This is a genomic window from Neisseria sp. P0001.S007, from assembly GCF_051963655.1.
Taxonomy (GTDB): Bacteria; Pseudomonadota; Gammaproteobacteria; order Burkholderiales; family Neisseriaceae; genus Neisseria; species Neisseria subflava_A.
This window is the reverse complement of sequence record NZ_JBQCUB010000010.1, coordinates 27,186-52,693: the sequence shown is the minus strand read 5'-3', so window position 1 is coordinate 52,693 and position 25,508 is coordinate 27,186. Positions and strand designations below refer to the sequence as shown.

Below are 25,508 nucleotides of genomic sequence, written 5' to 3'. Positions count from 1 at the left end.
GTTGTAAAGGGAAATAGTTTATGAAGATTCAAATAACTGTTTTAGTTTTTCCTTAAATTTATGGATAGATATTGGATTTAATCCATTTAACTCACTATCGATTAGGGATAAAGCTGCTTGCATATTGTTAGTTAGTGTAAGTAATATTGCTTTAAACCGGATAAATGAACGATATGTTTGCGCACTTTTATTTACCAACTTCTCCAACTTATCAATTGCTTCCTGTAATCTCTTGGTATCTCTACAGCTAGCAGCCAAATCTGCTTTGGTTAGTAAAGGATAAGTTACTTGAGGAAATTTAGCAATAGCCTTATCAATTATATTAAAACTATCTTCATGGTCTTTTTTATAGAAAAAAGAAACTCTAGCTTGCATTGACAAAACGACTTCTTGAGCTTTATTTGATGGATCAATTGATAGTTTTTTTATTATGGAATTTAATTCATTAACATGGATTCTTTCATCATCTTTCATTAAAATACATATGAAATAATCATTGGCGTTAATGATGTTCCCCGGTCTATTTTCATAATTCTCTTTCGAATAGGCATAAGCTTTATCATACTCTTCATTTTGAATATATATTCGAATTAGTTCACCACGTACCTTTGGATCATTAAATTTTTTATATTCTAATGATTTGATGAGATGATTTTCTGACTGTTGAGTTTTGCCTCGTAATCTGTAGAAAAAGCCAATCAAAAATTCTTTTTCACCTTCATCATGGATTTTATGAACTTCTTGAAAAAACTCATCATTCATACCTTTTCTAGCTAATGCCTGACATTTTAAAAATCGAACAAAGTTTATTGTATTCTTATGCAGAGTTCTTTCATTTGAAAGAACTCTGTTTGCTAGTGAGATGGCTTCATCGTAGTTTCTATCTTCGTCATATAATTTTTTAATAGTACTAATAAATATCGAAGGTAGAATAAATTTATATGCATCAGAACTGTTGGTTAATAAATTTTCTTTAGCTGATAAAAAATATCCAGAAATATCAAAACCATCATCATTAAAATTAGAGATGAAATTTTGTGCATAACTCTGTATTGATTTATTAAATTCAGCATTTAATTCAAATCTATTTCTGCTAATATAGTCACGTAATACTTCATTTAGTCTAATATATTCAGAAACTTTTCCAATATATTCACATATTGAATTTGTAATTAATTCTTGTAACAAAGGAAAATATTTTTCTTCTGGGACTATCTTAAATAGAACTTCATAACTAATAAATTCAAATTTTGAAAGAAGAAGTATAAGTTCTTTAATTTCTTCATTATCTTTATAGATATCAAAAATTACTTTCGCTTTATCAGAAGAATATTGTTGGATGATATGAGAATTCTTTTTCGCAGAAATAATTCCTTGTTCTTTAATTTGATCGACTGCAAAAAAAATTTGTTCTGGATACCCTGTAAGAAGATCGGAGAAGAATTGCATGTCGTCGGCAGAAAGCGATTCTCGTATATTTTGAAAAGAAGAATATCTATTCAATAAGCCATTTCTTTCTGGGCGTTCTAATTCTTTTACTGATACAGAAAATATTTTTGGATATTTTCTATATAGAATTGGGTTTAATCTAAATTGTGAAGCTATACAAAATAATAGTCTATTATCAAAGGATAATAATATATCATTAAACCAGTCAATAATAGAGCCATCTCTCTGTACAAGTACACCATAATCTTCTATAAGAATCTTTTCATTTTCATTATTTATCTGACAGATAATTCTTTTTAGTATTTCAATTTTTCTTTGTAAGTTATCATTTAATATTGATTTTTTTCATTATTAGACAAAGGATAAATACCACTATCTGCAAGTTTAAAAATAAAATCTTCTATGTTATCTTGACTATTTAAAGATATAAATATGGGTTTGTATGCTCCCTTAACTAATCCTGCCTTTTTTATTGAATAATTAAGCAATGATTTCCTTCCGATTGAAGGAAGTCCGGATGCAATTAGGGTAATAGGATAGGTTTGATCAAAGTCATCTAATCGCTCTTCTATTTTTTTAATTAAATCATTTCTACCTACAAAAATTTCTTGTCTTTCTTTAAGTTTAGGATGGTGTTTCCATGCTAGTTCGATCAGGCGAGTATTGATTTTTCGAGCTGCTATTTTAGGGGAGGCGATAAGCTGTATATTTAGGTCTTCTCGCATCCATTCAGGAATCCTTTCATCCTTATAGTTTACTTTATCATCTATAATAATCGGATATATTCTATCTATTTGCTCTTGATCTAATTTTTCTTTTGCATATGTTAGCTCTTCTCTTACCCAATCAGAATTTAATGAGTGTTCAGATAAAAATATGACAAACAAAGATGTATCATTAAGCGCATTATGAATTTCTTCAATATTCATCATACCTTTTTCAAAAGTAATTTCATCAAATAGTGTTGCGTCTGTTCTCAAATTTTCTGCAACTATTCTTATATAACGTTCTTTATCTTTAGAACTATGCGATAAGAAGCATTTAATCATTTTAAACTCCATAAATTTGAAAAATTTAATAGTCTATTGAATTTTAGATTATTACCTAAAGAAACTCCACTCCTTCAACAACCTCTTCACCGACACCGGATACGGCGTCTTCAATTCCTGCGCAAACAGTGACACTCTCAATTCTTCAATCATCCATCTAAACGCGGCGAGGTCGTCTGAAACGGGTTGTCCTTGTTTCATTAAGCCGTCGGTTTTTTCCTGCCACATTTGTTCCAGCTCTTGGATATCGGCTTCGCGGGCTGCGTCGCGGGCGGGGTTGCTGCTGTATTTTTCGAGGCGCAGGGTCATGGCTTTGAGGTAGATGGGGAGGCGCGGCCATTGTGCCCACGGGGTATGGCTGGCGAAGCCGGGGGCAAGCAGGGTTTGCAGGCGTAGTCTTAAAAGGTGGGTCAATGGGTGTTTGCCGAGTTTGCTGTTCAGTTCGGCGTAGGCGGCAGCGGTTTCCTGCAAGTAGCGGCTGAGGGCTTCTTTGACGGCGGGCAGGCGGCTGCGGGCGCGTTTGATTTGTTCTTTGAAGGCTTTTTCGTTGCGCGGCAGCTCGTCTTCCCCGATAAAGGCGCGGTCGCAGACGGCTTGGGTGAGGTCGTCGCGCAGGGTGTCGGCGTTGATGTGTTTGAGCAGCATGGCGGCTTGGGTGAAGCCTTGGATGCCTTTGTTCAGGTCTTTAACTTGTTCTTTTAGTTGTAGTTTCATGAGTTCGATCACACCTAATCGGTGGGCTTGTTCGGCGGCTTCGGTGGTGTCAAACAGGCGCAGGGCGATGCGGCCGTCTTTTTCTTTTTGCAGGCCGAGGTAGCCGGTGAGCTGCTGTTTGCCGCGTGCGAATTTGATGGATTCGGGCAGGGTGCCGATGTCCCATGCGGTAACGTTGTCGCGCTCGAATTCTTGGGTGTTGTCGCGGAAGGTAACGGCGGCGGCTTGGCCGAGTTGTTGTTGCAATTCGTGCAGTTTGCGGCCGCCGGCAAGCTCTTGTCCGCCGTCGTCGATAATGCGCAGATTCAGATAGCAGTGTTCGGGCAATTCTTGCGCCGCCCATGCGTCTTGGTCGATTTGCTCGAGAATCCGCATATCGCCGGCGCTTTTAGCGATAAAGTGTGCCAACTGGGGAATGATGGCCGCTTGGCGGTCGGGATTGCTTTCGAGAAATTTGGTGATGAAATCGGGCACGGGTACGCAAATGCGGCGGATTTGCTTCGGCAGTGCTTTAATCAGCAGCTGGATTTTTTCGCGCAACATACCAGGCACCAGCCATTCGAGCGACGGCGCGTGCAAGCGATTGAGGACGGTCAGCGGCACGGTCATGGTCACGCCGTCGAGCGGATGGTGCGGCTCGAAGCGGTAGGAAAGTTTGAATTTGCCGTCTGCGGTTTGCCAATGTTTGGGGAATTGTTCTTCGGTGATGTGCGCGGCGGCGTGCTGCATGAGGTCATCGCGACTGAGGAACAACAGGCGCGGATTGTCGCGTTCGGCGGTTTTGAGCCAGGCTTCAAAGGTGCGGATATCGGCAAGGGGCAAAGGTTTCAGACGGCCTTTGCCTTTTGCGGCATGCTGATTGGTCTTGTTGTCTGATCCGTTTTGTTCGGCATTTTTATCTGACAGGTTTTGTCCGCCCTCTTCGCTTCCCCAAACGCCGCCTTTCGCATCTTTCCACACCAGCTCGGGCAGGCGTTCGTTATAAAACGCAAACAGGGCTTCGTCATCGACCAATACGTCTTGCTTGCGCGATTTGTGTTCGAGTTCGGTAATTTCTTTAATCAGCTTTTTATTGTGTGCAAAAAAGGCCGTCTGAAGATTGCTTTCCTGCGCCACCAATGCGCCACGGATAAAGATTTCGCGCGCTTCTTCAGGTGCAACTTTGCCGTAAGACACGGGGCGGCGCGGCAAGACGGTCAGGCCGTAGAGCGTTACCCGTTCGCTGGCGATGACTTCGCCGCGTTTTTGTTCCCAGTGCGGTTCGAAATAGTGGTAGCGGACGAGGTGCGGCGCTTCCTGCTCTATCCATTCGGGCTGGATGGCGGCCACGTCGCGGGCGTAAAGTTTTGTCGTTTCAACGAGTTCTGCTGCCATCACCCATTTGGGCTTGGCTTTGAACAGGGCGGAGGCGGGGAAAAGGTGGAAGCGGCTGCCGCGCGCGCCGGTGTAGTCGTTGCCGTCGGGCGATTTCATGCCGACGTTGGCGATGAGGCCGGTGAGCAGGGCGCGGTGGATTTGTTCGTAGCCCGCTTCTTTGGCGGCGCGGATTTGGGCGCGGTGTTGTTTCTTATCCAGTTGTTTTTGTTTGAGTTTTGCGGATAAGTCTTGGTCGCCTTGGTTTTCAGACGACGTCAGTTGTTTGACTTCGGGAGGTCGTCTGAAAGCGGCTTCTTTGGTGGTCAAACCCATTTCAATCGCGGTTTGGGCAAGCTGGTGGTGCAGCTCGCGCCATTCGCGCATACGCAGGTGTGACAGGAAATATTGACGGCACCACTGCACCAGCTGCTTGTTGGACAAACCTTTGTCGCGCTCGCGCTGGAAACTGTCCCAAATATTCAGATAGGCAAGAAAGTCGGATTGCTTGTCGGTAAAACGCTCGTGCGCCTTGGCCGCGGCATCACGCGCTTCCAGCGGCCGCTCGCGCGGGTCTTGAATCGACAGCGCGGACGCAATCACCAATATTTCCGCCATGCAGTCGTGTTTCTTCGCCGCCAGCAAAATGCGCGCGATTTTCGGGTCAATGGGCAGGCACGCCATTTGTTCGCCGAGCTTGGTCAGACGGTAGCGCGTGTTGGCACCGATATGGCCCGAACTGTTTTGTAGGCCGTCTGAAACATTGGCTGGGTTGGATCGGGCATCCATGCCTGATCCGCGTACTTGGTTTTTCATATTTTGCATAGTCTTGTCGGTCGGGCATCTTCCCCGACATCATCTAAATTTGTTTTTATTGGTTTTCACGCCGCTTATTGCGGATAAACATATTCCGCCTTGCCGTCGCGAATGTTCAAGCTGCCTGCATCGCCCGTAATCAGGTTGCCCGTTACCGAACCTTCGCTACAACCTGAAACCGGCATATCGTAGCCCAGCGTGTGAATCAGAAACGTTGAAAGCTGCTGATGGAAGGCAATCTCGCAAGGCGCAAAAGCTTGGTTGGCAGCCTGTTGCACGGCCTTATCCGGGCTATATAACACCAGCGGCACAAGATAGCTGTCGGGCTGCACCGTGCCTTGGTTGTAGGTATCTTGGCGCACATACTGGCCATGATCGGAGGTATAGGCAAACAGCCAGTTGCCGTCAGGCTGCTTTTGCAGCTGCTCGAATACGGTTTGAATCATTTTGTCGGTTTTATGGATGGTGTTGTCGTACTTATCCACAATATTGGCTTCGCCGAAAACTTTATCTTGAGGCTGCAACAATGCGCCGTATGGGACGTGCGAACCGCGTTGGTGCAACACAATAAAATGCTTGCCCCGCTGCAAATTGATTTTGTCGAACAAGGGCAGCAGCTTCTCATCAGGCATATTGTCGCCGTTGCCGTAGCCAAGCTGCGTCGGCTGAATCAGATGGTCAATCCATTTCTTACCGATTAAGTTCAAAATCGCCATCTCGTTTTCCGCCTGCGCGCTGTAAAAATACGTTTCATAGCCCTGCTCTTTGGCAAGGCGGAACATATTGGTATCGCCGCTGTTGATTTGCTCATAGCCGTTGGCATGCGGTATGGCATTGAAAAAGCTGGGCAGGGACACAGCCGTCATCAAAGCGGCGGAATAGCTTTGCTTCACAATCGGCTTAAAGTCGGCTTGCGAAAGCTGGGTTAAAAACGGCGAAGTTTCGCGTCCGTAACCAAACAATTTCAGATGCGCCGCGCTTTCGCTTTCGCCCATAATCAGGATGATATTTTGAACACTGCCCTGCCCGATTTTGCTTGGCGCTGGCTGTTTGAACACAGGAATCTTGCTTAAATCAAACAACTGATACGGCAACACGCGCCCGACAAAATAGCCGAAGCTGAAATAATTGGCTTTGATACGGCTATATGTCGGTTTGGGCGAAATACCGTGTTCCTGCGTCGTACTGAATGAACGTCCAAAAATCAGCAACATCGCCGCAATAAACAAAATATCGGCGGCAAAATGCGTCTTACGGCGGAACTTGGCAAGGCTGCAAAACAGCACGACTTCCAACACGCCCCACAACACAGGCAGCCACAACTTATCCAACATCGACGCGCCCGCGCTGCCGACTTCGGTAACCTCTTTCAGCATCAGCCAATAATTAATGCCCGTCATCCAACTTTGATAAACCGCGTAATGCACATTGTTGGCAATAATGCTGAGCGCAAAAAACACCGCAATCAACAAACGCGTCGCCTTATAACGCGCAAACAGATACAGCGCAGCAATCACAAATGTCAGCGCAAACGTTTCTGCAATTTTTGCCGCCGGCAGAGTTTCAATTCCGAATACAAAGCGATAGGCAATTTCGCTGGCAGTAAGTAAAGACGAATACAGAACAAGCGTGAGGAAAGATTTTTTCATCATTAATATTTCACAATAAAAAATTTACCGATTGAGTTTTAAAACCCAATATTCCCTTTTCAATAGTTTTTAGTTTCTCAATGATTTAGGCCGTCTGAAAATGAAACATAATCTACCATTTTCTTTTACTTTTCAGATGGCCTCCACCGCACCCAACTCCAGTAATACCTGAAAACCGTCATTGATATACCGCGAATCGGGCATTTCTAAAAATGGGAATGCTGCTACGTCGCCCAAGTTCAGCGATGCCATGCGTAGGATGACGGCGGCTAGGTTGCTGCGGACGATTTCGGGGGCGGTAAATTCGGGGCGGCTGTTGAAATCTTCTTCTGAAAACAGTCGGATACACACGCCTGCGGAGACGCGTCCGCAGCGACCGGAGCGTTGGCAGGCGGCAGCTTGGGAGATTTTTTCGACATGAAGCTGCTCCACTTTCGCCCGTGCGGAATAGCGTTTGACGCGCGCGAGGCCGGTGTCGATGACGTATTTAATGCCCGGTACGGTGAGCGAGGTTTCGGCGACGTTGGTTGCCAGCACGATGCGGCGTTTTGCGCCTGATGGGTGGAAGATTTTGTGCTGCTCGGCGTGCGACAGGCGTGCGAATAGGGGCAGGATTTCGTCGTTGCGGCGCAGCGTGGATTTGCGCAGGGCTTCGGCGGCTTCGCGGATTTCGCGCTCGCCCGGCAGGAACACCAAAATATCGCCTTCGCCATAGCGTACCAATTCGTCGGCTGCATCGACAATTGCGTCGGTCAGCTCGACTTCTGCGTCGTCTTCGTCTTTGCTGGTCAGCGGTCGGTAGAGTATTTCGACGGGATACGTCCGTCCGCTCACTTCTAAAACAGGGGCACCGTTGAAGTGTTGGGAGAAGCGTTCTGCATCTATCGTTGCCGAGGTGATGATGACTTTCAAATCAGGGCGGCGCGGCAGCAGCTGTTTCAAATAGCCCAAGAGGAAGTCGATGTTCAGGCTGCGTTCGTGCGCTTCGTCGATGATAATCGTGTCGTATGCGGCGAGATAATGGTCGGTCTGGGTTTCTGCCAGCAGGATGCCGTCGGTCATCAACTTGACGCAGGCATCGCGCGAGGTGTGGTCGGTAAAGCGCACTTTATAGCCGACCGCGTTGCCGATTTCGGATTTCAGCTCTTCGGCAATCCGCTCTGCTACGGAACGCGCAGCCAAACGGCGCGGCTGGGTATGCCCGATCAATCCTGCCGCCCCACGCCCGAGTTCCAAACAAATCTTGGGCAACTGCGTGGTTTTGCCCGAACCGGTTTCGCCGCAAATAATCGTTACCTGATTTTCGGCAATGGCTTTTTTGATTTCGTCGAGTTTTTCGTGAACGGGCAGTGTGTTGTCAAATTCAGGCTTGGGCAGTTTGGACAGGCGTTGCAGATAGAGGTCGTGCGATTTTTTGTATTTTTCCTCAACCTTAGCCAAGCCACCGTATTTATTGGGGTTTTTAAAGGCAGATCGCAGAAAATGGCGGTCTTTGGAGAGGGTTTGGGCGAAATCGGGTTGCGGCATGATGGTGCAATAAATTAAATAATGTGAAAAGAATGGAATTATAGCAAAAGGCCGTCTGAAACTTGCTTGCTTTCAAGTTTCAGACGGCCTTTGTATGGATAAACCGTTTTAGTCGGCGGCGTGCCAAGGTTTTTGCATACCGGCGTGGAAACTCGGTTTTTCTCCGCCCCACAAGGTGTCGATGTCGTAGAAGTCGCGCACGGCAGGGAGCATAACGTGGACAACGAGGTCGCCTGCGTCGACGAGCGTCCATTCGCCGGTGTCGCCTTCGGTGCTGAGGATTTCAAAACCGGCTTCTTTCAAATCGACGGCAACGTTGTTCGCCAGTGCTTTGACTTGGCGTGTGCTGTCGCCGCTGGCGATAATCATGCGGGCGAACAGGGAGGTTTTGTCTTGGGTTTCCAAAACAGAGATGTCTTTGGCTTTAATGTCTTCGAGGGCGTTTACGGCCACTTCGACCATTTTTTGCAGGTCTTGCAATTCTTGTTCGTTCATTGTTTTCCTAGTTAAAATGTTTTCAGACGGCATTATAGCTTATCTGCCTGAATAAACGCTATTTTTCATAGAGTTTGTGTTGACGGATGTATTGGGCGACCGGTTGTGGCAGGCCGTCTGAATGGTGCGTTTTGGCGAGATCGGCGCGGATTTGGGTGGAGCTGGTGTTGTGCAGCGGCACGTTGAGGATGCGGACGCTGCCGTTTTGCAGGGCTTCGCCGAGCCATGCGTGCAATTCGCGCGGGGTTTTGTTGAGGTTGTCGCCTTGGCGCATGGCGATGGCGATATGGGTCTGGCGCACGAGGGTTTGCCATTTTTTCCATGTGTGCAACTGCATCAGGCTGTCGCTGCCCATCAGCCACCACAATTGCGCGCCGGGAAACTGCTGGCGGAAGATTTGGACGGTGTCAAACGTATAAGTTGCGCCGTCGCGGACGATGTCACAGTCGCTGGCGGCGAATTTCGGCTCGTCGGCGATGGCGAGTTCAACCATATTGAGGCGCTCTTGTGCCGGCGTGCGCGTGCTGTCTTTGTGGTACGGGTCGCCTGCCGGCAGGAAGACGACAAGGTCCAAACCGATTTCGTCGGCGAAGGCGCGGGCGATGTGGAGGTGGCCGTTGTGTATGGGGTCAAACGTGCCGCCGAATAATCCGATGTTTTTCATTTCGTGGTGGTGTCTGCGTTAGATGTTTTGGCCGTCTGAAGCAGGCAGGCTGCCGTCAACAATCAGGTTGAGCTTACCGGTGGTCGGGTGGATGACCAGGCCGTGGATGGCGATGTTGTCGGGCATCAGCGGATGTTTACGAATCAGCTCGACGGTGTGGCGCACGCTGTCTTCGACGTTGTCAAAACCGGTCAGCCAGCCGTCCAAATCGATACCGGCATTGCGCAGGGTTTCGATACGGTCGTCGGGGATATTGCTGTCGTGTACGCGTTGGAGGAACTCTTCAGCGTGCAATCCGCGCATACCGCAGTCGTGGTGGGCAATGACCATGATTTCTTTGACTTTGAGTTCAAATACGGCCACCAACAAACTGCGCATCACCGAACCCCAAGGGTGGGTCACCAGCGCGCCGGCGTTTTTGATGAGCTTGGCATCGCCGTTTTTCAAGCCCAAGGCATTGGGTAGCAATTCGATAATGCGTGCGTCCATGCAGGAAAGAATGGCCAGTTCGCGGCCGGGGTATTTGTTGGTGAAATATTTTTCGTACTCGCCCGATTCAACGAAACGTTGGTTGTAGGAAAGGATATCGGTCAATTCACTCATGATGATGTGCTCGTTTCGGATGATTTACTCTATTATAGCGGTTTTCAAGGTGTATGGTTGTTTTGCAAATTCGCCGTAAACGGCTAAAATCGACGTATCTTTAGTTCTTTTGGAGGATGCGCCATGTCTCAGTCTTTCCGTTTTGAACAAGTATTCACACCCGATGTCCACGACGCATTGTGGGATTGGGCGCAAACAAGCTATGGCGCATCCGACGATTGGTGCATTCTGTATCTCAACGGCCTGCCTTTAGGCCGTCTGAACCCGTTATGGCGCGAACGCCTCGGGCACGATTGGACAGGCAGGCAGTCGACCCTTTCAGACGGCCTGAATTTGGAAACAGACAGCTGGCCGGAAATGGGCGACAGTTTGCAAACGCTGGCGCAACAATGGCGCGAGTGCGGTTGGCTCAAAGGTTGGCGCGATGAAAAGTTCGACATCTGCGACCAGGCAGGCAAGCCTTTATGCGCACTCGAACGCGCCGCCTTCCGTCCGTTCGGCCTAATGAGTCAGGCAGTGCATTTGAACGGATTGGTCGAAACAGAAGACGGTTTGCGCTTTTGGATAGGCCGCCGCAGTCCGCACAAAGCCGTTGATCCGAACAAACTCGACAACCTGACCGGCGGCGGCATCAGCAGCGGCGAGAGGCCGTCTGAAGCTGTCTGTCGCGAGGGCGAAGAAGAAGCCGGTATTCCCGCTTCGTTAACCCCCCATATCCGACCGACCGCCCAAATATATAGTTTGCGCCCGGTTAATCGCGGTGTCCATAACGAAATCCTGTATATCTTCGACATCGTCCTGCCCGAAGGCTTCCAACCCGCCAACCAAGACGGCGAAGTCGCCGGTTTTGAACTGATGGACATCCCCACCCTGCTTGATGCCATGTTGGGCGGACACATGATGCACGATGCCCAGTTGGTCACAATCGAAGCCTGCCGTCGATACGGCCTGATCGACCCCAAACATCTGCTGTCCGCATGGCTCGACAGCATCCGTTGCCGACCCCATTTTTAAAGGCCGTCTGAAACCATGTTACAACTCAAAAACATCAACAAACGCTTCGGCAGCAAAACCGTTGCCCAAGACATTAATCTAAACGTCGAAGCAGGCGAAATCCTCGCCGTACTCGGCCGCTCCGGCTGCGGCAAATCCACCCTGCTCAAAACCATCGTCGGCCTGGTGCGTCCCGACAGCGGCGAAGTCTGGCTCAACGGCGACAACATCACCGACATGCCGTCTGAAAAGCGCAATATCTCGCTGATGTTTCAAGACTACGCCCTTTTGCCGCATTTAACCGCCCTCGACAACGTCGGTTTCGGCCTCAAAATGCGCCGCCTGCCCAAAGCCGAAATCGAAGAACAATCCATGCAGGCCTTGCGCGACATCGGTTTGGAACACGAAGCGCAACGCAAACCCGAAAGCCTCTCCGGCGGCGAACAGCAACGCCTCGCCCTCGCACGCGCCCTCATCACGCGCCCGTCGCTGTTGCTCTTGGACGAAGCCTTCTCCAGCCTCGACACCCACCTGCGCCGCCACCTGCGCACCCTGACCGCCGAACGCATCCGCAGTCAAAACATCCCCGCCATCCTCGTGACCCACTCCGCCGAGGAAGCCTGCACCATGGCCGACACCATCGCCATCATGCACGAAGGCCGCATCCTCCAACACGGCACGCCGGAAACCCTTATCCACCGCCCCATCAACGCCCAAGCCGCCTTACTGCTCGGTTTGGCCAACACCGGCGACACACGCTACATTCCCCAACACGCCATTCGATTCGACCCAGACGGCACGGCCGTCCGCATCAGCGAAGCCGTTCCCCTCGCCGAAGGCACACGCCTCACCCTCGCCCATCCGCAATACGGCGATTTGATTTGGTATCCCCACGCTGACCACGATACGGACAAACCGCAAACCGGACAGGAAATCCGCATCAGCGTGGATGAAAGTCAGATCGTTTGGTTTGATTGAATTTGATGGATTAAGAAAAAGAAAAAGGCCGTCTGAAAATTAAGTTTCAGACAGCCTTTGTTATCTAGCCATCAATCAAACAAACCTATCTGACCTATGGTCGCTTTTTACTTCACTTTCGTACATACCTCACGGGCAGTCCCGTCTTCAAACACCAATTTGCCTGTTTTATCCAGTTGATAAACCTCGTCTTCACCGGGCTTGTCCATCTGCGCGACCAATCCGGTGTATATCATACTTTCCAAGAATTGGCCGTCTTCTGATTCTTCCAACCATGCCAATGTTTCAGGGCTGTGGAGTCGTGAAACTTCACTGTACTTGATTTGGCTTTGAGTTAAGGCATTGTTCGCAAAACGCCATTTACCCCCACCAACAACATGGTATGCCAAAACATTGCCGTCATCGTCCACTTTGAGCTTAGCGTCGCCACGGAAACTGTCGTCCTGAAGATATTCGACTTTTGTATCACTCTGAATGTTTTCATCAGAGCCAACGCAATGCCATGTACCGACAATTGGAGAAGCCAGAGCAGTTGTTGCGGATAAAAGCACCGGCAGAATAAAGAGTTTCATCTATTTCCTTTTTTTAAAGAGGCCGTCTGAAAAAACATTTTTCAGACGGCCTTGTCTATTCAATCAAAATCAGTCTTTCAACTTCGCCAACTGAGTTTGAACTTTCGCCATTTTGTCTTCCAACTCCGCCAAATCGGCTTTGTCTTTTTCCACCAGATGCACGGGGGCTTTTTCGGTGTAGCCGGGTTTGGAGAGTTTGGCATTGAGTTTGTCCAAGGCTTTTTGCAGCTTCTCGGCTTCTTTGCTCAAACGGGCGGTTTCGGCGGCTTTATCGATTTCGACTTTCAGCATCAGGCGCGCGCAATTGCAGACGGCGCTAGGTGCGTCTTCGCTTTCGGGCAGCCTGTCCACTGTTTTGGCTTCGGTCAGGCGCGTGAGGGCGGGCAGGTATTTCAGCAGCGCTTCAGGCACACTGCCTTCCACAAACAGCGGCGCTTTCACGTTCGGGGCAATGCCCATTTCGCCACGCAGGTTGCGCACGGCGCCAATCAGGTCTTGCAGTTGCGCCATTTGGTCAAAAGCAGCCTGCACGATTTTTTCCGGGTCGGCTTTGGGATAAGCGGCCAACATGATGCTGTCGGCGGTTTTGGCATTCGCCAGAGGCGCAACGACCTGCCACAGCTCTTCGGTAATGAACGGCATGATTGGGTGCAGCAGGCGCAGGATGGTTTCGAGTACGCGCACGAGGGTGCGGCGTGTGGTGCGCTGGGTGGTCGGGCAGCCGGTTTGGATTTGCACTTTTGCCAGCTCGATGTACCAGTCGCAATATTCGTTCCACACAAATTCGTACAGCGTTTGCGCGGCCAAGTCGAAGCGGTAGGTTTCAAAGGCTTCGGCAACGGCGGCTTCGGCTTGTTGCAGTTTGCCAATAATCCATTGGTCGGCAAAGGTAAACGCCAACGGCTGCATTTCGTCTTGACCGCAGTCTTTGTCTTCGGTGTTCATCAACACGAAATTGGTGGCGTTCCACAATTTATTGCAGAAGTTGCGGTAGCCTTCGGCGCGTTTGAAGTCGAAGTTGACGCTGCGGCCGAGGCTGGCGTAGCTCGCCATGGTGAAGCGCAATGCGTCCGCGCCCATGCTGGGGATACCTTCGGGGAAGAGTTTTTTGGTTGCTTCTTCCACTTTCGGCGCGGTTTCGGGTTTGCGCAGGCCGGTGGTACGTTTTACCAGCAGTTTTTCCAAGTCGATGCCGTCGATCAAATCCACTGGGTCGATGACGTTGCCTTCGGATTTGGACATTTTTTTGCCTTCGTGGTCACGCACGATGCCGTGGATGTACACGTCTTTAAACGGTACTTTGCCGGTGAAGTGGGTGGTCATCATAATCATGCGCGCCACCCAGAAGAAGATGATTTCGTAGCCTGTGACCAAGACATTGGACGGCAGGAAGGCTTTAAGTTCGTCGGTTTCAGACGGCCAGCCCAATGTGGAGAACGGCACGAGCGCTGAGGAGAACCATGTATCCAATACGTCTTCTTCGCGGGTCAAGCCTGTTTTGCCGGCTTGTTTTTCGGCTTCTTCCTGATTGCGGGCGACGTACACATTGCCTTCGTTGTCGTACCATGCAGGGATTTGATGACCCCACCACAGTTGGCGCGAGATACACCAGTCTTGGATGTTGTTCATCCATTGGTTGTAGGTATTGACCCAGTTTTCAGGGATGAAGCGTACCGCGCCGCTGTCGACGGCTTTTTTGGCTTTGTCGGCGAGGCTCAAGCCTTTGAATTCGCTGTCAGGCTCGCCGCCATTTGGGGTGGTGGACATGGCGACAAACCATTGGCTGGTCAACATCGGCTCAATCACTGAGCCGGTGCGGTCGCCTTTCGGCGTCATCAGCGTGTGCGGTTTGATTTCGACCAAGAAACCTTGTTCCTGCAAATCGGCAACCATTTGTTTGCGCGCGGCAAAGCGGTCTAAGCCTGCGTATTTTTCAGGCAAGGCAAAACATTGTTGCGCTTCGCCTTTGAAGTTGAACACTTCGGCATTGGCCAGCACTTTGGCTTCCAAGTCGAACACATTAATCAGGCGCGTGTCGTGGCGTTTGCCGACTTCGTAGTCGTTGAAGTCGTGCGCAGGCGTGATTTTCACGCAGCCGGTACCAAAGTCTTTTTCAACGTATTCGTCGGCGATAACCGGAATGGTGCGACCGGTCAGCGGCAGGATTAATTCTTTGCCGATTAAGTGGGTATAACGTTCGTCTTCAGGATTGACGGCAACGGCCACGTCGCCCAGCAGCGTTTCAGGGCGGGTGGTCGCCACGATAACGGCTTCGGCAGGATTGTCGGCCAGCGGATAGCGGATGTGCCACATGGAACCTTGTTCTTCCACGCTTTCCACTTCCAAATCAGACACTGCGGTACCCAATACCGGATCCCAGTTCACCAAGCGTTTGCCGCGGTAAATCAAGCCTTGCTCATACAGGCGCACAAACACTTCGGTCACGGTTTCGGCACGCACGTCATCCATTGTGAAATACTCACGCGTCCAGTCGGCAGAGCAGCCCACGCGGCGCATTTGTTGGGTAATCGTACCGCCGGAAACTTCTTTCCATTCCCACACTTTTTCCAAGAATTTTTCGCGGCCCAAGTCATGACGGGACACGTTTTGCGCGGCAAGCTGACGCTCGACCACGATTTGCGTGGCGATGCCCGCGTGGTCGGTGCCCGGAATCCAGGCGGTGTTGCAGCCTTTCATGCGGTAATAGCGGGTCAGGCCGTCCATAATGGTTTGGTTGAAGGCATGGCCCATGTGCAGCGTGCCGGTTACATTGGGCGGCGGCAGTTGGATGGAGAAAGACGGTTTGGTCAAATCCATATCAGGCTGGAAATAGCCCTGCTTTTCCCAGTTTTGATAATGTTTGGATTCGATTTCGGCTGGATTGTATTTGTCTAACATGATGGAACTTTGTGAAATTAAGGTTATTTTTGATGTGCGGATTATAACGCAAAAAGGCCGTCTGAATCATTTCAGACGGCCTTTGGCATACGGGTTTTAAAAATGGAACAATACCAGGCTGACGGCAATCACTGCCATGCCCGTTGTCAGGCCGTAAACGGTTTCATGGCCGTCTGAATAGCGTTTGGCGGCCGGCAACAACTCGTCCAACGCCAAAAACACCATCACACCGGCTATCACGCCGAACACCGAACCAAACACGGCAGGCGATAAAAACGGCTGCAAAACCAAATAGCCCAAAGCCGCCCCCAAAGGCTCGGCCAAGCCGGATAGCAGACACGCCCATACCGTTTTCTTACGGCTGCGGGTGGCAAAATAAACCGGCGCGGCGATGGAAATGCCCTCCGGAATATTATGGATGGCAATCGCCAAGGCCAAAGGCATCCCGACCGCCGGATTTTCCAAGGTGGCAAAAAACGTCGCCAAACCTTCGGGGAAATTGTGCGCCGTAATCGCAAACGCCGCCATCATACCGACTCGCGCGATATGGCGGCGTTTACTTTCTTGAAACGACGGGTCTTGCGCATCTAAGGTTTCATGCGGGTTCGGCACCAGGCGGTCGATCAGCGCAATGCCGCCCATCCCAGCCAAAAATGCCATGGTCGCCGCCGCAAACGCGTGGTCTTTATCATAAATTTCAGCGAATGCCTCGCTGGATTTACTGAAAATTTCCGTCAGGGAAACATATACCATCGCACCGCCGGCAAATGCCAAACCAAACGACAACACGCGCGGATTGGGCGTTTTGGAAAACATCACCAAGCCGCTGCCTAATACGGTAAACAAACCAGCGGCCAGCGTGATGGAAAAGGCAACGGCCAAATTGGACATCGAAAAATCGGGCATGAGAAAACCTGCGCTAAAAGCTGGGACAGGTTCAGACTAACACTTTTTAATGCATATGATAATAGTTATTATTTATTTTATTGATTAGGTACACAGATTTTGAAACAAAAGGCCGTCTGAAAAATAATTTTCAGACGGCCTTTAAGTTTGAAATGTCACTAAACCTTATCGCTTTCCAGCTTAAGCCTGATAGCGCGACAGGCTCAAATCATCGCTGCGGATTTCGGTGTCTTTACCGCTCACGATATCGGCGGTTAATTTTGCCGAACCCAGCGACATGGTCCAGCCCAAAGTGCCGTGGCCTGTATTTAGGAACAGGTTGTCAAAGCGGGTGCGCCCGATTAACGGCGTGCTGTCGGGCGTCATTGGTCTGAGGCCGCTCCAGAACAATGCCTGATTCAAGTCGCCGCCTTCGGGGAACAAATCGTTGACGACCAAAGCCAGGGTTTCGCGGCGTTTTTCGGGCAGTTTGATTTCGTAGCCCGATAATTCCGCCATGCCGCCGACGCGGATTCTGTTGTCAAAGCGCGTGATGGCGACTTTGTAGCTTTCATCCAAAACGGTGGACACTGGCGCGCCGTCTGAGTTTGTGACAGGCAGGGTCAAGGAATAGCCTTTGACGGGGTAAATGAGCAGATCGAGGTCCAACTGCGCCAAAACCGTCCTGCTGAAGCAGCCGAGCGCACAGACGAAGGCATCTGCTTCAAACCGTTCTGTTTCGGTTTCCACTGCGCTGATGCGCTGGCCGCCCTGTTCGATGCGGCGGATGGTTCGGTTGAAATGAAACTGTACTCCCTTTTCCTGACACAATTTGTATAGGTTTTCAGTGAAGAGGTGGCAGTCGCCGGTCGCGTCTGCGGGCAGGTGCAGGCCACCGGCAATTTTGGCGGTAACGCGTGCCAGCGCAGGCTCAAACTCTGCGCATTCTTCGGGTTTCAGACGGCGGTACGGCACGCCGTAGCGTTCCAAAACGGCAATGTCTTGTTCTGCCGCTTCAACTTCTTTGGCTTGGCGGAAAATCTGCAACGTCCCTTTTTTGCGCCCTTCAAAATTCATGCCGGTTTGCGCTTCAAAACGGCGGAACATTTCTCGGCTGTATTCAGAAATCCTGACCATGCGCTCTTTATTGATTTGATAGCGCGCTGACGTGCAGTTTTGCAGCATTTGCCACAGCCATTCGATTTGATACAGGCTGCCGTCAGGGCGAAACAGCAAAGGCGGATGGCTTTTAAACAGCCATTTCAGTGCTTTGGTCGGGATACCGGGTGCAGCCCAAGGCGTGGTATAGCCGTAAGAAAGCTGGCCTGCATTGGCAAAACTGGTTTCCATCGCCACGCCCTCGGCGCGGTCGATGACCGTTACTTCATGCCCTGCCTCTGCCAGATACCACGCGGAAGATACGCCGGCAACACCAGCACCTAAAACAAGCACTTTCATTTTTCTCCTCCTCTGACTTTTTTCAAAACAAACTTAATATCCATCGGGCCGTCTGAATGTTCAGGTTCAGACGGCCTTGGACATTAATGCGGCAATTCGCCGTTTTTGATTTTTTGTTTGAAGTCACGCGTTTCATTGACGATGACTTTCGCCATCAACAAAAGCGCAATCAGGTTGGGCAATGCCATCAAGCCGTTGAATGTATCCGAAGCCAGCCACACCAAATCAAGGCTCAACACGGTTCCCAGCATAACTGAAGAAACATAACCAACGCGGTACAAACCGGCAAACTTCTCGCCGAAGACGTAAACCGCGCATTTCTCGCCGTAATAACACCAGCCGAGAATGGTTGAGTAGGCAAAGAAAATCAGGCCGATGGTGACAATCCAGCCGCCGATACCGGGCAGCATTTTTTGGAAAGTGACGGTTGTCAGCGCCGCGCCGCTCAATTCAGGTTTGACAAACTCGCCACCTGCGCCGAGCAGACCCATGACCAACACGATACCGGTAATCGAGCAAACGACGATGGTGTCCAAAAACGTACCGGTCATGGAAACCAAAGCCTGACGGACGGGATGGTCGGTTTTTGCGGCTGCGGCGGCAATCGGCGCAGAACCCATACCCGCTTCATTGGAGAACACACCACGTGCCACGCCGTAGCGGATGACCGTGCCGATGGCGCCGCCGGCCACAGCCTGTGCACTAAACGCATCGGAGAAAATCAGTTTGACGGCGGGCATCAGCGCGTCAGAATTCACGACAATAATGGAAATACCGCCCACTACATAAAACACGGCCATGGCAGGCACGATAAAGGACGCGGCTTTGGCGATGCCCTTAATGCCGCCCAAAAGCACGATGGCCGTTAATACGGTCAATATCACGCCGGTGTAGGCAGGCTCGACGCCGAAGCTGGTTTGCACTGCCTGCGCAACCGAGTTGGACTGCACCGAGCTGCCGATACCGAAGGAAGCAAATGTGCCGAACAGCGCAAACGCAACGGCCATCCATTTCCAGTTTTTGCCCAAGCCTTTTTCGATGTAATACATCGGGCCGCCGGACATCTCGCCTTTGGAATTGGTCACACGGTATTTCACCGCCAACACGCCCTCGCCGTATTTGGTCGCCATGCCGAAAATAGCGGTCATCCACATCCAAAATACCGCGCCCGGGCCGCCGGTTACCACCGCAGTCGCCACGCCGGCGATATTGCCCGTACCGATGGTGGCCGACAGCGCAGTCATCAACGCCGCGAAATGGGAAATATCGCCTTCATGGTCTTCGCCGTCTTCATGCTTCTTTGACGGCACAAACGCCTGTTTCAGTGCATAACCCAACATGGTGAACTGCAAGCCTTTCAGCAAAACGGTCAGCAAAATGCCCGTACCGACCAGCAGCATCAACATAATAGGTCCCCAGACCCAGCCGCTGATGGTTTCGAAAAAGGCTTTGAGATTGTCTAAAAACAATTGCATGGCTTTCTCCTTTGTCTGTTTTATTTTTTTATGCACTACTTTTTGTAGTGTCATGTAATTTCAGCACAGAATATTCAATAAGACAATATCTTTCTTTTTAAAAAGATTTTTGAGGTTTTACCCTAAAAAGATATCTATTTAGACCGGTCAGATTGTTTACAATCCGCTAAAAATAAAGGCTGCGGCCGAGATAAAATGCCAAATGAAAGTTAATCAACCATTAATTAAGACTGCATCAATTAAAATGACACAATCGACAAATGGCACATTATTGAAAAATACAAACACGCAAATCTTGTTTTAAAAAGCTTCAGGCCGTCTGAAAGATGGTTTTCAGACGGCCTGAGGCTTTTTAATTATATTGATAAAATCAGGTTGATGAATGTTGCCCAAGCAACTGCACCAACACTCGGGCAAAACGTTCCGGAGCGCCTTCGCTGGTGTGCAAATACAGGGCGGGCTCGATAAGTTCCAATTCATTGAGCAGGAAGGTGTCGCCGACCAATGTACCATCCACTCGGGCGTAAACCGGCATTTGTGGCAAGGCAGCCAGTACGTCTTGCGCGGCACGGACGGCAAACTCGGGCGGCTCAATACCGAACACCGACACGCCATAGGCCGAGTTGGCACGCCATTCACCTTGTGGCGGCTGACGGCGCACGGCATGGCTGAATATGCCGTTGAAAAACACTAGCGAGGTTTCACCCGCCGTTTCGATTTCGCGGATATAAGGTTGAACAATCATACCTTGCGGATAATCCGCCATATCCACGTCCAATGCCTCCGCACAAACTTTAACCACGCCTTTGCCGCTCTGCCCGAATGCCGGCTTGATGACCGCTTCCGTCCAGCCCTGTTGGTTCAGGATGTCGGCCAATTCGGTTTTTTGCAGCGGAACGAACACGCTGGGAATCACTTGCGCGCCGCGCGCCGCCAAATCGCACAAATAAGTCTTTTCCATATTCCAAGCCATCAACTCGGGCGGATTGATAAAACACTGCCCCGCCTGCCCGGCATGCTCCAGCCATTGGCGGAAGGCTTCGGGTTCGGCGGCATAATCCCATGCGCACAAAGGCAGTAAAAACGGCACGGACGGATGGTTTTGCCACGCATCAAATACGGTTTTCACGCCCATGGTTTCCAAGCATGCCGCCAATGTTTTCAGGTTGTCTGATGGTTCGGGATAAGTTTGGCAGGTAATGAGTGCCAAAACGGTTTGCTCGGTCATGGTTGCCGCCTCATTGCTAAAACCAAAATTATATAGCGAAATCAAACCAAAAGATTTTTCAGACGGCCTGATACATGAGGCCGATTCTGATAAAATGGTTTCCCCTTTTTCGTCGGAACATGCTCATGAAATCTGCTCACGTCCTTGTCTGGTTCCGCCGCAACCTCCGCCTGCACGACAATGCCGCGCTTAATGCCGCCGTTGCAAGCGGTTTGCCCATCACCTGCGTCTGGGTCAGCCAAAGACCGTCTGAAAACCACAATCCGCGTCAAAGCCTGTTCCATTATCAAGCCGCACAAGAGCTGCATACCCGTCTGGCGGCGCACTATATTCCTTTATATGTCGTCGCTTCCGACGAAGACCTCCTCCCCTTGGCCGCTTCGCTCAATGCCCATACCGTCATCACAGACGAAGCCTACACCGAAGCCGAAATCCGCCAAGACAACCACCTCTGGCACAATCTCGACCGCACAGGCATTCCCCTGCAACACGCCACCGACCGCGGCATTTTGGCCAAATCCCCCCTCATGGATGCCAACGGCCTGCCCTACACCGATTTTGCCGCCTATAAACAAGCATGGTTGCAGGCTTATTCAGGACAAAGGCCGTCTGACACCGAATTGCCTGTTCAAACCGGACAAAACGTTCCACTGTTTCCAGCCCATACCGGAGCAATATTGCCTGCCTATCAGCAGGGCGGCGAAACCGCAGCCTTAACGCAATGGCACGCGTTCAAACAGAATTTGGTTCACTACCCGATTACCCAAAATTTTCCGGCACGAAAAAACACCAGCCTCCTCAATGCCTACCTGTCCGCAGGCTGCATTTCACCGCGCCTACTGGCTGCTGAAGGCTTGGCAAACCGACATTTCGAGTGGCTGGACAAGCTTATTTTCCGCGACTACTGCTACCAGCTCGCCTACCACCGCCGCCTGCCCGAAACAACCGATGCTGCTCCGGTACGCGAATACTGGCGACACGGCCAAACCGGCGTGCCCATCATCGACGCCGCCATCCGCGGCCTCGAAGCCACCGGCCACTTACACCCCGTTCTCCAGCAGCTGTGCGCCCACTATTTCTGCCATGCGCTCAACTTCGACCCCAACCAAGGCATCGCATGGACAGCTTCCGTCCAAACCGGCACCGACCCCGCGCTCAACCAAGCCAACTGGCACCTCACCGCACAAGACACGGCCACCGTCCGCTATGCCCATCGTTCACATCAAATCGATCCCGACGGCAGCTACATCCGCAGTTATCTCCCCGAATTGGCGCACCTGCCGTCCACCCTCATCCACACGCCGTGGGCTGCCGCCGATGACATCGACACACACGGCTACCCCTTTCCCAAGGCCATCTGAAACCTGTGTTCACACCAAAAAACCACACTAAATACAGCTGAAAAACATTCAAGCAAAATATTTTGGTTTCAGACGGCCAAACAGATTGAATAGCCAAGATTTACACGGTAAACTTACGTCATTAAAAAATTTTATTATTTCATTACAATGAAACCCGCATTCGACATAAAAACGTCACGGTTGGACGTCTTATCCATCTATCTGCACACCGCAGATCTAACCGAATTGGAAGAATTCCTGCGCCAACTGGCAGGCCAATCCCAAGACGAATTCGTTCCCTTCATTTTAGACGTACAAGATTTTGACCATCCCGAATCCATCGATTTGGGCGGTATGATTTCCCTGTTTGCCCGTTACGGTATGCAAATTTTAGGGCTGCACCACACCAGCGATACCTGGGCGGCAGCGGCAGCGCGTTATCACTTGGTCTTCAAACAAGGCAACTCCACCCAGGCAGCCGACACACAGGCAGCACCTACCCCGCGCCAAGCACCGCAGCCGCAAGACGTACAAGCTACCGTTATCAACAATCCGACCGTATTGGTCAGCACGCCCGTGCGTACCGGCCAGCAGGTTTACGCTGAAAACGGCGACCTCATCGTTACCGGCATCGTCAGCCAAGGTGCGGAACTTATCGCCGACGGCAACATCCATATTTACGCCCCCATGCGCGGCAGAGCGTTGGCCGGTGCCAAAGGCAATACCAACGCGCGCATCTTTATTCATTCCATGCAGGCCGAATTAGTCTCCGTTGCCGGTATCTACCGCAACTTCGAGCAAGACTTGCCCGAGCATCTGCACAAAAAACCCGTACAAGTATCATTGCAAGACAACCGACTGGTTATCAGCGCAATCGACGCCGAATAAACATCAGTACTTAAAAAGGAAATATCGTGTCCAAAATCATCGTAGTAACTTCAGGTAAAGGCGGCGTAGGAAAGACCACTACCAGCGCCAGCATCGCAACCGGCCTGGCCCTGCGCGGCCACAAAACTGCCGTGATCGACTTCGACGTCGGTTTGCGCAACCTTGACCTGATTATGGGTTGCGAACGCCGCGTCGTATACGACCTCATCAACGTCATCCACGGCGAAGCGACTCTCAACCAAGCCCTGATTAAAGACAAAAACTGCGAAAACCTCTACATCCTGCCTGCATCGCAAACCCGCGATAAAGACGCACTGACCCGCGAAGGCGTGGACAACGTGATGAAAGAGCTGGCCAGCAAAAAAATGGGCTTCGAATTCATCATCTGCGACTCCCCTGCCGGTATCGAACAAGGTGCACTGATGGCGCTCTACTTTGCCGACGAAGCCATCATTACCACCAATCCGGAAGTATCCAGCGTCCGCGACTCCGACCGTATCTTGGGCATTTTGCAAAGCAAATCCCGCAAAGCCGAACAAGGCGGTACTGTTAAAGAGCACCTGCTGATTACTCGCTACTCCCCTGAGCGCGTAGCCAAAGGCGAAATGCTGTCTGTACAAGATATCTGCGACATCTTGCGTATTCCGTTGATCGGTGTGATTCCTGAATCACAAAACGTCCTGCAAGCTTCCAACGCCGGCGAACCTGTCATCCACCAAGACAATGCCGCAGCGGCAGAAGCCTACAAAGACGTTATCGCCCGCCTCTTGGGTGAAAACCGCGAAATGCGTTTCCTCGAAGCTGAGAAGAAAAGCTTCTTAAAACGACTGTTCGGAGGTTAATACATGTCACTGCTCGATATGCTGTTCGGCAGAAAGCCGAAAACCGCCACCGTCGCGCGCGACCGCCTGCAAATCATCATCGCGCAAGAACGCGCACAAGAAGGCCAAGCTCCGGACTATCTGCCGACCCTGCGTAAAGAGTTGTTGGAAGTCCTGTCCAAATACGTCAACGTATCATTGGACGACATCCGCATCTCCCAAGAGAAACAAGACGGCTTGGACGTTCTTGAGCTGAACATCACCCTGCCGGAACAAAAAAAGGCTTAACACATGACCTTGACCGAATTGCGTTACATCGTAGCCGTCGCACAAGAACGTCACTTCGGACGTGCCGCACGACGCTGCTTTGTCAGCCAGCCCACCCTCTCCATCGCCATCAAAAAGCTGGAGGAAGAGCTGTCGGTATCCCTGTTCGACCGTAGCAGCAACGACATCATCACGACCGAAGCGGGCGAGCGCATTGTCGCCCAAGCCCGCCGGGTTTTGGAAGAAGCAGAACTCATCAAGCACCTTGCCAATGAAGAGCAAAACGAATTGGAAGGCGCGTTCAAACTCGGCCTGATTTTCACCGTTGCTCCCTACCTTCTGCCCAAGCTCATTACCGCGCTGCGTGAAACCGCGCCGAAAATGCCACTGATGCTGGAAGAGAACTATACCCACATCCTGACCGAGTCGCTCAAACGTGGCGATGTCGATGCAATCGTCGTTGCCGAGCCGTTCCAAGAGCCGGGCATCGTGACCGAGCCTCTGTATGACGAACCTTTCTTCGTCATTGTTCCCAAAGGCCATCACTTTGAAGAACTCGATGCCGTTACGCCTCAGCTTTTAGGCGAAGAACAAGTGTTGCTGCTGTCCGAAGGCAACTGTATGCGCGACCAAGTGTTGGCGAGCTGTTCCGAATTGGCTTCCAAACAAAAAATCCAAGGTTTGACCAATACCCTGCAAGGCAGCTCCATCAACACCATCCGCCACATGGTTGCCAGCGGTTTGGCCATCAGCGTCATGCCGGCTACCGCATTGACCGAAAACGACCATATGCTTTTCAGCATTATCCCGTTTGAAGGCACTGCACCGCACCGCCGTGTCGTTTTGGCCTATCGCCGCAACTTTGTCCGACCGAAAGCACTGACTGCTTTGCGCACTGCCATTTTGCAATCGCAACTGACCGGTGTAACCTTCGTCAACGAATAAACCACAAAACAAAAGGCCGTCTGAACATTCAGACGGCCTTTTTATTTTTAACCGAATAAAGGATTAGTAGCGGGTATGAACTTGACTGCCGATAACGCCACCCAAAGCCGCACCACCCAAGGTAGAGCCGGTATCGCCACCAATCAAGTTACCTGCCACGCCACCCAATACCGCACCAGCAGCAGTGTTGCGTTGGGTTTGAGTCATATTGGCACATGCACCCAAAGAAGCGGCCAGCATGATCAAGGTCACAGTTTTTGCGAAAGTTTTCTTCATGGTTTGATTCTCCATCAGGGGTTAAGCTGTATATGGAACAGTATGGCACAACCTTTCATTAATATATTTTCTGATAAGTAAAGACAGATTAAACTAAGATAATGCTTTTGATGAACGGTTAACTTCAAAAACAAACGGAAATTCCAATAGAATATTTATAAATTT

Annotated in this window: 22 protein-coding genes; 7 read left to right on the top strand and 15 right to left on the bottom strand. The window is 50.5% G+C overall.

The genetic code is table 11. From position 1 onward, the window contains the following. Positions 1–18: 18 nt before the first annotated feature. The 8 genes from ACTHRE_RS09320 to ACTHRE_RS09285 form a co-directional block, all read right to left on the bottom strand. The gene (locus ACTHRE_RS09320; RefSeq protein ID WP_440345022.1) at positions 19–1,449 is read right to left on the bottom strand and encodes a tetratricopeptide repeat protein; all 1,431 of its coding nucleotides are present in this window, start codon (positions 1,447–1,449) and stop codon (positions 19–21) included. Positions 1,450–1,778: 329 nt separating this feature from the next. Then, positions 1,779–2,498: a TIR domain-containing protein gene (locus tag ACTHRE_RS09315; RefSeq protein WP_440345023.1), complete on the bottom strand. Its 720-nt coding sequence runs from the start codon at positions 2,496–2,498 to the stop codon at positions 1,779–1,781. A gap of 51 nt (positions 2,499–2,549) precedes the next feature. Beyond that, a complete protein-coding gene (locus ACTHRE_RS09310) occupies positions 2,550–5,390 on the bottom strand; it encodes a DUF3418 domain-containing protein (RefSeq protein WP_440345024.1) in 2,841 nt (946 codons plus the stop codon). Positions 5,391–5,455: 65 nt separating this feature from the next. Beyond that, the gene (gene lpt3, locus ACTHRE_RS09305; RefSeq protein ID WP_440345025.1) at positions 5,456–7,033 is read right to left on the bottom strand and encodes a lipooligosaccharide phosphoethanolamine transferase; all 1,578 of its coding nucleotides are present in this window, start codon (positions 7,031–7,033) and stop codon (positions 5,456–5,458) included. A gap of 129 nt (positions 7,034–7,162) precedes the next feature. Then, complete coding sequence (gene hrpA, locus ACTHRE_RS09300) at positions 7,163–8,557, bottom strand: ATP-dependent RNA helicase HrpA (protein ID WP_004520228.1); 1,395 nt, start codon at positions 8,555–8,557, stop codon at positions 7,163–7,165. A 108-nt stretch (positions 8,558–8,665) separates the two neighbouring features. Continuing rightward, positions 8,666–9,052 (bottom strand): ribosome silencing factor, encoded by a 387-nt coding sequence (rsfS, locus tag ACTHRE_RS09295; RefSeq protein WP_049322451.1) that lies wholly within the window; start codon positions 9,050–9,052, stop codon positions 8,666–8,668. 58 nt (positions 9,053–9,110) lie between these two features. Continuing rightward, on the bottom strand, positions 9,111–9,716 hold the full coding sequence (nadD, locus tag ACTHRE_RS09290) for a nicotinate-nucleotide adenylyltransferase (protein ID WP_377073756.1): 606 nt from the start codon (positions 9,714–9,716) through the stop codon (positions 9,111–9,113). An 18-nt stretch (positions 9,717–9,734) separates the two neighbouring features. Continuing rightward, positions 9,735–10,319, bottom strand: a complete 585-nt coding sequence (locus ACTHRE_RS09285) for a beta-class carbonic anhydrase (protein WP_070461258.1) — start codon at positions 10,317–10,319, stop codon at positions 9,735–9,737. A 123-nt stretch (positions 10,320–10,442) separates the two neighbouring features. Here ACTHRE_RS09285 and ACTHRE_RS09280 point away from each other — a divergent pair, with 123 nt between their 5' ends. Further along, positions 10,443–11,333: an NUDIX hydrolase gene (locus tag ACTHRE_RS09280; protein WP_377073755.1), complete on the top strand. Its 891-nt coding sequence runs from the start codon at positions 10,443–10,445 to the stop codon at positions 11,331–11,333. Positions 11,334–11,348: 15 nt separating this feature from the next. Continuing rightward, positions 11,349–12,290: an ABC transporter ATP-binding protein gene (locus ACTHRE_RS09275; protein ID WP_440345026.1), complete on the top strand. Its 942-nt coding sequence runs from the start codon at positions 11,349–11,351 to the stop codon at positions 12,288–12,290. A gap of 107 nt (positions 12,291–12,397) precedes the next feature. On the opposite strand, the gene ACTHRE_RS09270 is transcribed toward ACTHRE_RS09275, so the two are convergent. The 6 genes from ACTHRE_RS09270 to ACTHRE_RS09245 form a co-directional block, all read right to left on the bottom strand. Further along, positions 12,398–12,862, bottom strand: a complete 465-nt coding sequence (locus tag ACTHRE_RS09270) for a hypothetical protein (RefSeq protein ID WP_049336837.1) — start codon at positions 12,860–12,862, stop codon at positions 12,398–12,400. Between the two features lie 69 nt (positions 12,863–12,931). Next, a complete protein-coding gene (locus tag ACTHRE_RS09265; RefSeq protein ID WP_377073754.1) occupies positions 12,932–15,760 on the bottom strand; it encodes a valine--tRNA ligase in 2,829 nt (942 codons plus the stop codon). A gap of 96 nt (positions 15,761–15,856) precedes the next feature. Beyond that, on the bottom strand, positions 15,857–16,666 hold the full coding sequence (zupT, locus tag ACTHRE_RS09260; protein WP_002224778.1) for a zinc transporter ZupT: 810 nt from the start codon (positions 16,664–16,666) through the stop codon (positions 15,857–15,859). A gap of 180 nt (positions 16,667–16,846) precedes the next feature. Then, positions 16,847–18,103: a D-amino acid dehydrogenase gene (locus ACTHRE_RS09255; protein ID WP_049336835.1), complete on the bottom strand. Its 1,257-nt coding sequence runs from the start codon at positions 18,101–18,103 to the stop codon at positions 16,847–16,849. 83 nt (positions 18,104–18,186) lie between these two features. Beyond that, positions 18,187–19,578, bottom strand: coding sequence for an alanine/glycine:cation symporter family protein (locus tag ACTHRE_RS09250; RefSeq protein ID WP_107697227.1), 1,392 nt, complete (start codon positions 19,576–19,578; stop codon positions 18,187–18,189). Positions 19,579–19,948: 370 nt separating this feature from the next. Beyond that, on the bottom strand, positions 19,949–20,806 hold the full coding sequence (locus ACTHRE_RS09245) for an ATP-grasp domain-containing protein (protein ID WP_440345027.1): 858 nt from the start codon (positions 20,804–20,806) through the stop codon (positions 19,949–19,951). A 125-nt stretch (positions 20,807–20,931) separates the two neighbouring features. Between ACTHRE_RS09245 and ACTHRE_RS09240 the strand changes: the two genes are divergently transcribed. The 5 genes from ACTHRE_RS09240 (at position 20,932) to ACTHRE_RS09220 (ending at position 25,067) form a co-directional block, all read left to right on the top strand. Continuing rightward, entirely contained in the window at positions 20,932–22,167 is a 1,236-nt protein-coding gene (locus ACTHRE_RS09240) for an FAD-binding domain-containing protein (RefSeq protein ID WP_296185726.1), read from the top strand. A gap of 147 nt (positions 22,168–22,314) precedes the next feature. Next, positions 22,315–23,034 carry a septum site-determining protein MinC gene (minC, locus tag ACTHRE_RS09235; RefSeq protein ID WP_296185723.1) on the top strand — a complete coding sequence of 240 codons (720 nt, stop codon included), beginning with the start codon at positions 22,315–22,317 and terminating at the stop codon, positions 23,032–23,034. A gap of 26 nt (positions 23,035–23,060) precedes the next feature. Then, on the top strand, positions 23,061–23,876 hold the full coding sequence (minD, locus tag ACTHRE_RS09230; RefSeq protein ID WP_070645666.1) for a septum site-determining protein MinD: 816 nt from the start codon (positions 23,061–23,063) through the stop codon (positions 23,874–23,876). Positions 23,877–23,879: 3 nt separating this feature from the next. Next, entirely contained in the window at positions 23,880–24,143 is a 264-nt protein-coding gene (gene minE / locus ACTHRE_RS09225) for a cell division topological specificity factor MinE (protein WP_003680625.1), read from the top strand. A gap of 3 nt (positions 24,144–24,146) precedes the next feature. Then, a complete protein-coding gene (locus ACTHRE_RS09220) occupies positions 24,147–25,067 on the top strand; it encodes a hydrogen peroxide-inducible genes activator (protein WP_049330768.1) in 921 nt (306 codons plus the stop codon). A 63-nt stretch (positions 25,068–25,130) separates the two neighbouring features. Here ACTHRE_RS09220 and ACTHRE_RS09215 read toward each other — a convergent pair whose 3' ends face one another. Beyond that, positions 25,131–25,343 carry a glycine zipper 2TM domain-containing protein gene (locus tag ACTHRE_RS09215; RefSeq protein WP_003684747.1) on the bottom strand — a complete coding sequence of 71 codons (213 nt, stop codon included), beginning with the start codon at positions 25,341–25,343 and terminating at the stop codon, positions 25,131–25,133. Positions 25,344–25,508: the final 165 nt, after the last annotated feature.